The organism is Magnetococcales bacterium, assembly GCA_015228935.1.
GTDB lineage: Bacteria > Pseudomonadota > Magnetococcia > Magnetococcales > DC0425bin3 > HA3dbin3.
This window is the reverse complement of sequence record JADGCO010000121.1, coordinates 1-11,201: the sequence shown is the minus strand read 5'-3', so window position 1 is coordinate 11,201 and position 11,201 is coordinate 1. Positions and strand designations below refer to the sequence as shown.

General features: G+C 54.9%; 6 protein-coding genes. 3 read left to right on the top strand and 3 right to left on the bottom strand.

The features are described from left to right. On the bottom strand, positions 1-189 hold a 189-nt coding region (locus tag HQL65_18445), incomplete at its 3' end, for a PD-(D/E)XK nuclease family transposase (protein MBF0138217.1). A gap of 323 nt (positions 190-512) precedes the next feature. Between HQL65_18445 and HQL65_18440 the strand changes: the two genes are divergently transcribed. The 3 genes from HQL65_18440 (at position 513) to HQL65_18430 (ending at position 6,862) form a co-directional block, all read left to right on the top strand. Continuing rightward, complete coding sequence (locus tag HQL65_18440; protein ID MBF0138216.1) at positions 513-3,029, top strand: glycogen/starch/alpha-glucan phosphorylase; 2,517 nt, start codon at positions 513-515, stop codon at positions 3,027-3,029. A gap of 240 nt (positions 3,030-3,269) precedes the next feature. Continuing rightward, positions 3,270-6,074 (top strand): DNA polymerase I, encoded by a 2,805-nt coding sequence (gene polA / locus HQL65_18435; protein ID MBF0138215.1) that lies wholly within the window; start codon positions 3,270-3,272, stop codon positions 6,072-6,074. A 95-nt stretch (positions 6,075-6,169) separates the two neighbouring features. Continuing rightward, a complete protein-coding gene (locus tag HQL65_18430) occupies positions 6,170-6,862 on the top strand; it encodes a leucyl/phenylalanyl-tRNA--protein transferase (GenBank protein MBF0138214.1) in 693 nt (230 codons plus the stop codon). On the opposite strand, the gene HQL65_18425 is transcribed toward HQL65_18430, so the two are convergent. Both HQL65_18425 and HQL65_18420 read right to left on the bottom strand, forming a co-directional pair. Next, positions 6,845-8,149: a putative DNA binding domain-containing protein gene (locus HQL65_18425; protein MBF0138213.1), complete on the bottom strand. Its 1,305-nt coding sequence runs from the start codon at positions 8,147-8,149 to the stop codon at positions 6,845-6,847. The two genes, HQL65_18430 and HQL65_18425, sit on opposite strands and share 18 nt — an antisense overlap. 93 nt (positions 8,150-8,242) lie before the next feature. Beyond that, the gene (locus HQL65_18420) at positions 8,243-11,128 is read right to left on the bottom strand and encodes an AAA family ATPase (protein MBF0138212.1); all 2,886 of its coding nucleotides are present in this window, start codon (positions 11,126-11,128) and stop codon (positions 8,243-8,245) included. Positions 11,129-11,201: the final 73 nt, after the last annotated feature.

Here is an 11,201-nt window from a genome sequence, read left to right as displayed (position 1 = left end):
CAGGATCGAAGATTTGAGTCCCTTGATTTTCGGGGCCAGAAACGGGTCCAGAATGACCAACTCCACAATACGCCGGTCCCCATCCAGACCCAGCAGGCTCTCCAGAAAACTGATCAGGACATCCTTGGCATCTTCGCTGCCAAAAATTTTCTTGAATGCATAGTCGATGCGCGGATCGATGAATTTCATGGTGTCGTCTCCCTGGTTTTATTCAGGCTGCCCCTGATCTGTGGTTTGGCAATGCCCTGCCCATGCTGGTGGTGGCTTGATCCAAAATCAAGAAAGATGGTAGAGGATACCTACCAAGGCGGGGAAGTTTGTGCGAGAATGACACCCGTATATTTGCCATCGTCCGTGTCATGGACCGACGTTGCGAGTTGGCAATCTGTCTGAGATGCCTGATCAAGACATGGATCGAAATCATGCCAGCGTGCCATCGCGTGCCATGAACGAATGTCGGATCACAGGCCAAAACCCTGTCGGTAAATGACGCCCAACGACCTGGAGAGAGCATGGAAGATCTGCATAAAGACCTGTGCCTGGTCCTCGATTGCCAGGACCAAGCCCCCTGGAACGTGGAAACCCTGAAAAAAAATATCCTGCACTTCATGGTCCACATGGTGGGAAAAGACCCCAGCCTGGCCAACCAGAGAGACTGGTACAAGTCTGTCATCTATCTGTTGCGAGCCATCCTGTACGAACGCAAAGTCAAAATGGAACGCACCCTCCAGGCCACCCGGGGGCGGCGGGTCTACTACCTATCCATGGAATACCTGATCGGTCGCAACCTGCGGCGCACCCTCATCGACCTGGACCTTCAGGACGCCATCGCTCAGGCCCTGCGGGAGTGCGGCACCTCCCTGGAAAGCGTGATCGATCAGGAACTGGACCCCGCCCTGGGCAACGGTGGCCTGGGCCGCCTGGCCGCCTGCATCCTGGACTCCATGGCCACCCTGGGCTACCCCGGCATCGGCTATGGCATCCGCTATGAATTCGGCATGTTCACCCAACGCATCGAACAGGGCGAACAGGTCGAACAACCCGAAGATTGGCTGGAACTCGGCAACCCCTGGGAAACCGAACGCCACAGCATCCGCTTCACCGTGCGCTTCGGAGGCCGGGTCATCAGCTTCCGGGACGAAAAAGGCCAGGAAAAAATCCAGTGGGTGGACACCAACGATGTCATCGCCGTCGCCTTCGACATCCCCCTCACCGGCTTCCGCACCCCGACCATGACCCATCTGCGCCTCTGGTCGGCCCGAGCCTCGCATGACTTCGATTTCCGGTTCTTCAATGAAGGCAACTACATCGACGCCGTCAAGGACAAAATCGATTCGGAAAACCTCTCCAAGGTCCTCTATCCGAACGATAATACCCTCATGGGCCAGGAGCTGCGCCTGAAACAGGAATACTTTTTCGTCAGTGCCTCCCTCCAGGATATCCTGCGCAAGTTTTTCCTGACCGAAAAAGACATTCGCAAACTCCCGGATCAGGTGGCCATCCATCTGAACGATACCCACCCCTCCCTGGCCGTGGTGGAACTGACCCGGATCCTGATGGATACCTACAGACTCTCCCTGGACGAGGCCTGGGACATCACCCGGCGAACCTACTCCTATACCAACCACACCCTGCTCCCCGAGGCCCTGGAATCCTGGCCCATCGACATCATGGGCAAAATTCTGCCCCGCCATCTGGACATCCTCTATCAGGTCAACCATCACCACCTGACGGCGGTCAAGTACCAGTTCCCCGGCGACCCGAAAATGTTGAGCCGGGTCTCCCTCTTCGACGACCACAGCCGCCGGGTGCGCATGGCCAACCTGTCGGTCATCGGCAGCAAAAAAGTGAATGGGGTCGCCAAACTGCATACCCAACTCATGCAGGCTTCCTTCTTCGCCGATTTCAGCCGCATGGATCCGGCCAAGTTTGAAAATGTGACCAACGGCATCACCCAGCACCGCTGGCTCCTGCAATCCAACCCCGAACTGGCCACCTTCATCAGCCAGCACCAGGGCGAAGGATGGATCACCGACCTGCCCCAGCTCCGCTCCCTGGAATCCCATCTTGAAGATGCTGAATTTCGCAAGAAATTCATGAGCATCAAGAAAAACAACAAAATCCGCCTGGCCCGCATGGTGGAAGAGCGGGTGGGCGTCCGCCTGGATCCATCCGCCATGTTTGATGTGCAGGTCAAACGGATCCATGAATACAAGCGTCAGCTCCTCAACGTCCTGCACGTCATCACCCGCTATGTCCGCATCCGCAATGGCCAGATTGCCGACCCGACCGCCCGGGCCGTGATCATTGGCGGCAAGGCAGCCCCCGGCTACCATATGGCCAAGCTGATCATCCGCCTGATCGTGGAAGTGGCCAAGGTGATCAACAACGATCCCATGGTCAAAGATCGCCTGAAACTGGTCTTCCTGCCCAACTACAACGTCTCGGCAGCAGAAACCATCATCCCCGGCAGCGATCTTTCCGAACAGATTTCCACCCCCGGAACCGAGGCCTCAGGCACAGGCAACATGAAATTCGCCCTGAATGGTGCCCTGACCATCGGAACCCTGGATGGAGCCAACATTGAAATCCTCCGCGAAGTCGGCGATGACAACATTTTCATCTTCGGCATGACGGCGGATGAGGTCCAATCCCTGCGGCAAAAAGGCTACAATCCCGCCAAGTATTACGAAGAAAATCAGGAACTGCACAGGGTGCTGGACATGATCCGGGACGGCTATTTCTGCCCCGACGATCCGCATCGCTACACCCCGATTTTCGATGCCCTGGTACGGGGTGGTGACCATTTCATGCTCCTGGCCGACTATGAAGCCTATGTCGCCTGCCAGGATAAAATCGATCTGGTCTACCAGAATCAGGATGCCTGGGGTCGCAAGGCCATCATGAATACCTCCCGAATGGGGTATTTTTCCATCGACCGAACCGTGCGTACCTACGCCGAAAAAATCTGGCAGGTGGAACCCACCCGGGTCCCCTCCTCCGTCCGCGCCGCCAAGATCAATACCTGATCACCCCACACGCGCTTCATGATCCTTTTTTCCCCGCCCCTCTTCCACCAGAAGAGGGGCGGGATCTTCATGCAAAACAATCCCGCCGCCAGGCAAAATAACAAAAATATTAGTCATCATGAGATTTCATCGTTGAAACGGCAGGGCACAGCCCTTCCTCCTGGACCTCCATCCCGGTTTTTCAAACGTTTTTTAATGGGGAAGCTGAACAGTTACAATTTTTCATGGGGAAAAGTCAACATGGCACGCCTCTTTCTGGTCGATGGCTCCGGCTACCTGTATCGGGCTTTCTATGGGGTGCGCAATCTGTCACGACGGGATGGATTTGCCACCAATGCCATTTACGGCTTTTACAAAATGCTGCAAAAGCTGGTCGATACCCACCACCCGGAATACATGGCCATGGTCTTCGATGCCCGTGGTAAAACATTTCGTCACACCCTCTACCCGGCATACAAGGCCAATCGGCAATCCATGCCTGAAGATTTGCGGGCGCAGGTGCCCATTATCAAGGATGTGGTGGATGCTTTCAGGATTGCCCGTCTGCAATTGGGAGGCTTTGAAGCCGATGACATTATCGGCACCCTGGCCGGACAAGGCGTGACCGCCGGCCTGGAGGTGTGCATTGTCAGCGGTGACAAGGATTTGATGCAAATCGTCGCTCCCCACATTCGCCTGCTGGATCCCGGCAAGGATACCTGGCTGGGTATCCCCGAAGTCACAGAACATTGGGGCGTGCCACCCGAGCTGGTGATCGATCTCATGGGACTGTCCGGGGACAGTTCCGACAACATTCCCGGTATACCCGGCATCGGTCCCAAAATTGCTGCCCAGTTGATCCGGGAGTTTGGCGATCTGGAAACCCTTTTGGCCCATCCAGAGCGGATCAAACAAACCAAACGCCGCGAAAATATCATTCAATATGCCGCGCAAGCCCGTCTGTCGCGACAACTGGCCACCATTGACCGCAACGCACCCCTGCCAGTGACCATGGCTGATCTGCAATGCCAACCCCCGGACCGGGAGCATTTGCGCCGCATCTGCACCGAAATGGAATTTCATTCGCTTCTGAAACAAATTTCTTCCGAAGCAGGGGTTGATGGCGTTGCAACGGTCACAACTTCGATCACCGGGACAGTCGCTGCACCGGACACCGGGACGGTCGCTGCTTCGGTCAACGAAACAGTCACCACCCCGGCCACCGGGATGGCCGCCATACCCGTCGAGGTCAACGACTACCGCATCCTGACCGACCCAACCGCTTTTGCGGAATTCATGCAGGAGTTGCGCCGCCAACCTTGTTTTGCCATCGATACCGAAACCACCAGTCTGGATGCAGTCCAGGCGGAACTGGTCGGAATTTCCATCTCTTGGCAATACCGGCAGGCATTTTATCTGCCTCTGGCCCACACCCCCCAGGCGGCCCCTGACGGGCAGTTGTCCCGGGATCTGGTATTGCCGGCCCTGAAACCGTTGCTGGAGGAGTCCCGGATCGGCAAGGTTGGCCAAAACCTGAAATATGATTGGCTGGTGTTGGCCAATTATGGCATCAGGATGGCCGGCATTCGGGAAGATGCCATGCTCCTGTCGCATCTGTTGCACGGCCCCGAGCGGCGGCACAATCTGGATACCATTGCCTTGAACCTGCTTGGACGCACCACCACCCCATTCAAGGCAATCACCGGTACGGGAAAAAATGCCATTCGTTTTGATGCCGTTCCCCTGGAGCAGGCGGGACCCTACGCCTGCGAGGATGCCGAACTGGCCTGGGAAGCGACGCGCCGCATGCAGCAGGAGCTGGCAGCCATACCCGACATGGCCCGCCTCTATCAGGAAATTGAAATTCCCCTGCTGCCCATCCTGGCCAACATGGAACACGCCGGTGCCCGGATTGATCGGGACCTGCTCACGCAATTATCGGCCTCGCTGGCCAGTCGGCGGGAGGCTCTGGTGGCCGAAATTCACCGTCTGGCCGGGGAACCGTTCAACGTCAACTCCCCCCAGCAATTGGGAGAAATCCTGTTCAGCCCGGAAAAGCTCGGCATCAAGGGGGGCAAGCGAACCAAAACCGGTTATTCCACGGATGTCTCCGTTCTGACCCGTCTGGCGGAACAGGGACATGCCCTGCCAATCCAGATGCTGGAATATCGTACCCTGACCAAACTGCAATCCACCTATACCGATGCCCTGTTGACCATCATGAACCCCAGGACCGGGCGGGTTCATACCAGCTTCAACCAGGCGGTCACCCTCACGGGGCGTCTGTCGTCATCGGATCCAAATCTGCAAAACATTCCGATCCGCACCCCGGAGGGACGCGCCATCCGGGCCGCTTTTGTCGCCCCTCCCGGCTGGCACCTGCTGGCCGCCGACTACAGCCAGATCGAGTTGCGCCTGCTGGCCCATATGGGGGATGTGCCCCGTCTGCGCGAGGCTTTTTCCCGGGAGCAGGACATTCATGCCGCCACGGCGGGAGAGTTGTTCGGGGTGGATCCGGCCCAGGTGACCGCCGAGCAGCGCCGCATGGCCAAAACCATCAATTTCGGGCTGATTTATGGCATGAGTCCCTTTGGCTTGGCCAAACATCTGGGCATCAGTCAGACCCAGGCACGGGCCTACATGGATCTCTATTTTGCTCGTTATGCCGGCGTGCAGACCTACATGAACGACACCATCCGGAATGCCCGGGAGAAGGGTTATGTCACCACTCTGGGGGGACGACGCTGCCCGATCCGGGACATTGCCAGCAGCAACCGCACCTTGCGCGAAGTGGCCGAACGCACGGCCATCAATGCCCCAATCCAGGGTTCGGCAGCCGATCTGATCAAAATGGCCATGATTCGCCTCGATGCAGCCTTGCGGCAGGGCGGGTACCGCACGCGCATGATTCTCCAGGTACATGACGAACTGGTTCTGGAGGCCCCGGACGAGGAGTTGCATGCGGTGCAACCGCTCATCCGCACGGCCATGGAAGGCGTGGCGGAACTGAAAGTGCCCTTGCGGGTGGATATGGGCCATGGTCGTGATTGGGCTGCGGCGCATTAAACCGCGTCTCAGAGGCTGCCTAAAAACATGCCAATTTCAAATAAAAACAAATGAAAAACTGGGTCAGCTTCTCAATGTCATTCATGCAGGATCACATGCCCATATTTCGACTTCCCAAGGAACATTATTTTCCCCCGGTAGAACTGGCCGAACCCAATGGTCTACTGGCCATCGGCGGGGATCTCTCCCTGCATCGGCTGATCACCGCCTACCGTTACGGCATTTTTCCCTGGTATTCGGAAGGTGAACCCCTGCTCTGGTGGAGTCCGGATCCACGCATGGTGTTGAAACCGGAGTGGTTCCACCTGCCCAAAAGCCTGAAAAAAACCCTGCGCCAGGGCCGCTTTCGTCTGACCCTGGATGCGGCCTTTCCGGAAGTGATCCAGGCTTGTGGAGAGGTCCGCGAGGAAAAAGGCACCTGGATCACCCGGGAGATGGTCGAGGCCTATGTTCGCCTGCATGCAATTGGGTTTGCCCATTCCGCCGAGGCCTGGAGTCTGGCCCCCCCCTCTCCCCCCCAACTCGTGGGTGGCGTTTATGGGGTGGCCATTGGCGGTTGTTTTTTCGGCGAATCCATGTTTTTCCGGGCGGCAGATGCCTCCAAATGCGCGTTTGCCTTTTTGATGGAAACCCTGCAACAAAAAGGGTTCACCTTGATCGATTGCCAGATGCACACCCCGCATCTGGCCCGCTTTGGTGCCCGGGAAATTCCCCGCCAAAACTTTCTCGCCGATCTGAAAAAAGGTTTAATGCAGCCGATTCCCCAGGAGTCATGGAAAACCCCTTGATGACTGCATCCATTCCTGGCCACCGGCATGAATGATCAACCTTATACCCTGGCCAATGACCTCGAAAGAAGGCTTGCACCCGGACAGGGCCTCGCTTTCACGCACCAGGGACAAAAATCCCACACCCCGCGCTTCCATGAAACTCCGCCCGGTCAGTGGACTTGGATAATCACGAAAAAAACCGGATAAATTTTGATTGCGACGCATCGGCTGACAACCGGCATACAGATCTTCCGGCTTGAGAGTATTGTGCAGGGCACCCGGATTCTTGATTTCCAGCCGGTCGGGAAACACATTGATAATGATCTGGGAACCGGTCAGCGCGTAATCCCGGTGGACCACGGCATTGACAATCGCTTCCTGGATGGCCAGACCACTGTAGGCTGGTTTGTCGATACGTCCCATGGTCGTTTTTTCCGAACGCATGGCCAAAAATGGACTTTTCAGCAGGTAATCGAGAACGGACACAATCTGATTGTCCACTGTACTCTCAAAACGTTTGACATCCAAGGTGTTACCGTCCGCCACGGCATGATCATACAGGGCAATCTCACTATAGGCTCCCGGCAGCCAGGTCGGGGGATGGTCGGTAAACAGCAGGACTCCCAGATTGGTCAGGTGCCAGGACCCGCCATCAACCCGCAATCCGAGTTTCAGGTTCTCCAATAACCTGTCCATGGGGATACCGCTCTCCCGTACCGAGTGGCCAAACCGGCGCACATGGTATTGATCGAAACGATCCTTGTTGAAATGATCCAGGGATGTACCGGGACAGGGGCGTTCTTCGAAAGGCATCGCCAGGGAGCGGGAAGTCAACAAACGTCCAAGTTGTTCTGCCGGAATCGGTGTGCGATGACTGCCCACCCTTTTCAAGAATTTTCCATCCGTGGTGTGGTGAACATAAAAGCGCGATTTTGGCAGATCGACCTGCAAGACCAGTCTGTCCACGCCCTCCCTGTCCGGCAGGTAGCGCCAATTCAAACGGGGTTCCAGGCTCCCTTTCGGTTCACAGGCATCCAGGGCACAATTGACCACCCATTGTTCGAAAAGCCCGCGTTTTTCAGGATCGATCCCCACCACTTCGCCCAATTTATTGATGCCAAACACGACAACCCCGCCTTCGGTATTGGCCATGCTGACAAAAACCTCGGCAATGACCTTGGCGGCACGCCCCTCCTCGTTGGCAAAACGAGGCTTGTCACCCAGAAAAACCACCTCTTTGAACTCCAGGAAGGTATCTTCACCTGCGGCAATTTCCCCGAGAAGTTCGTCCGCTGTGTCATACATGGTAATTGCCCCATACCGACACTGTGTCAAACATGAGGATTATTCCGTGCCCATACAAGATCAAAACGGTGTCAAACATGGAGATTGCCCTGTTTAAAAATGATATTTTTCTTTGCGTTGCTGGAAAGCCTGTGCGGACCCTTCCATGATATCCAAAACAGCATCGGCAACATCCTTCCGGTCAAGTCCCCCTGCGGCCAGTTTTTCCCCGCGTCCTTCTCTGGCCCTGAGTGCATACACCAGTTCGGCATCCCCGTTGACGGGCAGATTGGCATTGTGCGTGGCCAGAATAATCTGCCGGGAACTCTTCAAGCGCCGCAGCATGGGGACCAGTTGGTGAAAAATAAAATTTGAATCCAACTCATCTTCCGGCTGATCGATGACCAAGGGATGGTTCCCTCTGGCCAGCAACATGGCCAAAGCCGCCGTATTGCGTTGACCATCGGAGAGGGTGCCTGCCGAGATCCGTCCTTCTTCATTTACGCCATCATCGCAATACAAGACCAGATCCACAACATCATCCAGGCGCATCATCCGGGTATCCTGCCATGTCTTGCGCAAGGAGTCGAATAAATGCGATTTGATTTCAGAAATGCTGAGTTGGAGTACTCTCAATCTGGTACGGATGCTATCGGGAGTGGTTGCTTCATTTTCCATCCAGGATTGCAGCATGTCCCACAGGGAAGGATGGCTTTTGGCTCTCTCGGACAAATTTTTGGCTCTCTCAGACAAATATTCTTTACGAACAATAGAGCCAATTTCTTCCCAATTCCGCCCCAGTTTTGTTCTGCCATCGAGAGAAAGTTTTCCCCAGACTTTTTGGAACAAAACATCATCGGCAAAATACTCAACATGCAATTCGATCACCAGTTTATTGTCAGACCGGGCAGCCTGGGTAATCTCATCGGCCAAGCGCTGCCGGACCTGGAAACAAGCCAGCCAGTTTTCGTGCAACGCATGAAACAGATCCGGCAGCCGCTGCTGAACCTGCTGCAACCGGAGACGCTCTTTGGTCTTTTGTTCCAGTTCCAATTTTTTCCCGGTTCTTTTTTGGCTGATTTCCTGAATACGGCTCACATCATCCGGGGCAATGCCTTTTTCGGCGCACACCCTGCTGAATTCCGCATCGGCCTGCTCATGATGTTGCTTGATCTCCAGCCACTGCGGATCCGCTTCGAAAACACTTGAAAACGTCTTGCGATATGTTGCGACTGCCTGACCAACGGCCTCTTTCAAGGTTTCCTTGGCTTGCCATAATTGCGCATCTTTCTCCTTGAACCAGTCGCCATGGGGCCAGCGGTCCACAATGGATCCCAGGGGGGAGTGCGTTTCGTAAATGTCATCCACGACCGCAGTCAGTCGTGCCCCCTCATCTTCCAGGCCATTTTTCAATTTTTGGATGTAGGCCTGTTCCGCTTTCAACCCCTGATGTTGGCGGGCATCTTCCTGAAGGGCTGACCGTGCTTCCCATTGGCGTTCCAGTTCAATATGTTCCTGGTGCAGGCGCTGCAAATCCTTTTCAATCTGCTCCAGGGTGGTTGTTACGGCAAAGTGCTGTTCGATTTCGCGCCGCAACTCGGCTTCCTTTTGCAGCAACGGTTTCAGTTCCTCTCTGGCAAATTCATCCAGCAGGGCCAAAAGAACATTGCCACCCTGTGCCGTAATCTGGTTCAACTGCTGCTGGCTGAAAAACTGTACCGGTAAATCCCTCAAAAAAGCAGTGAGATCCTGCATGTCCCGACCATCGACACGGCAGACGCCGCTTCCTGCCTGGGGTACTGAGTAGACCAGGGTGTCCTCAACCCCGTCACCATTCCGCCAAAGGAGACGCACTTCGGAATCAACATTTTTGGTGAGCAGATTTTGAATGCGTTCAACTTTTTCCCTGGCTCTGGCATCCAATTTGGGATCGTCGTCCTTGCCCATGGCCAGGCGCATCCCTTCCAGAATGGCCGATTTGCCACTGCCACGCCCACCGATGATACAATTGAGATTGGGAGAAAAAACAATCTTTTGCTTATCCAGAAAAGCGGTCTTCGCTACCGACACCGAAACAATGCAGGCATGTTTCTCTTGTTTGGCGGGGTCTTCTCCCGCAGGTTGGATACGGGATTCCGGATCCAGAAACGCCTGCCGCAACGCCTCGATGGACGGCTCCGACATTTTGATCCAGGTATGCCGATAGCCCAGGCTGTTGGCCTTCGGCTGTCCGGTTTCGTTCTGTGCCAGGGATTTGGCATCAGAAGACATGATCCAGGCCGGATGAAACCCTTCCCTCTGCCAATCCGTATTCTTCCTGGCCAGGATATCCGTGTATTTTTGGTCTGGTCTCTCTTGGGTCAATTCCACACAGTACAAGCCTGGATGCGCATAATCTCCCTTGTGGTCACTGTTCGACAGGATGCCATCCTTCTGGTCTGCATGTGCGGCAATGACAATTCCCTTATACTCTCTCTGCACAATCTCCAGCAATTTTTTGAGAGAAACCTTCTGATCGTTATGACGAAGTTGGGCTATCTTCCCGGCAGGGAAACGTTCGTTTTCTGATAAACCAAGCTTGGTCAAAACACTGTTGATCTCTTCGAGACCCTTCTGTTTGGCAACCGGTTGAAAAAGGCAGAGAACGTGGTAACCAATATCGACTTCAAATCCCGGAAAAATCACCAGTGGAGCCACACCCCGATCTCTTGCCACAGAGTTGTTTTGTTCGATGAGGTGTAAAAGAAACCAATCCCTTGGTTCACTTCGAGCGGAAAAATTGTGTTCGGTCACCCCAATAACCTGAAGTCCTACCTCATGGCACCGATGCAAATATTTTCTGGCTGTTTCCTGAATTTTTTGTTCGTCAAACTTGCCATCGATCCGGGATCTCCTGGGGTCACCCAGTCTTGTTTCACGATCCAGCCAATGTTGACTGTCTTCCGGCGTATGCAGATGCAAATCGCACTTGTACCAACGCATTCCCTGATATTCATTCATGATTATTTTTCCATTTTCCTGAGAGGCTGTCCATTAACCCTCGGATAAAAAAAATTGGAAAGAAAGATTTTAT